At 54.6% G+C, this 460-nt stretch carries 1 protein-coding gene; it reads right to left on the reverse strand.

Annotated features, from left to right (window positions below; translation table 11 throughout):
- The coding region (gene lptD, locus I6F12_RS37025) for an LPS assembly protein LptD (protein ID WP_225158549.1) at positions 1–460 on the reverse strand (460 nt) is incomplete at both ends.

Genomic DNA, 460 nt, shown 5'->3' on the forward strand with positions numbered 1-460 from the left:
GGGTATTAGTATCGTAGTAGTAGGCCCCGACCACGGACCAGCGATCGACAATCGGCCAACTGGCGGTCATCCCCACCTGCGAAATACCCTGTTTATATTGTGCCGCGGTGGAATATGACGGCAGCGTGGCCTGAATATATTCCGGGCTGGCGTAACGATAGTTAAGCTGAACTAAGCGGTTCTCATCGCGACGGTATTCAATGGTGCCGTTACCAGTGGCAACGTTATCCAGACGCGTATCGTACTGGATCCCTCCGCGCAGACCCCATTCATCGGCAATGCGCCAGTAGGTATCGCCGGCCCAGACCAGTGAACCCGTGGTATCGTTGTTCTCCCAGTTGATGTTGTCATCACCGGTGCGTGACTCGGTGAAATAGTAGATTTGACCAACGGAAATATTAAAACGTTCCACCGCGGCGGCATCATACACGCGCGAGGTGAGCCCGGTGGTGACCTGATT

The sequence above is a fragment of the Bradyrhizobium sp. IC4059 genome (assembly GCF_020193615.1).
Classification (GTDB): domain Bacteria; phylum Pseudomonadota; class Alphaproteobacteria; order Rhizobiales; family Xanthobacteraceae; genus Bradyrhizobium; species Bradyrhizobium yuanmingense.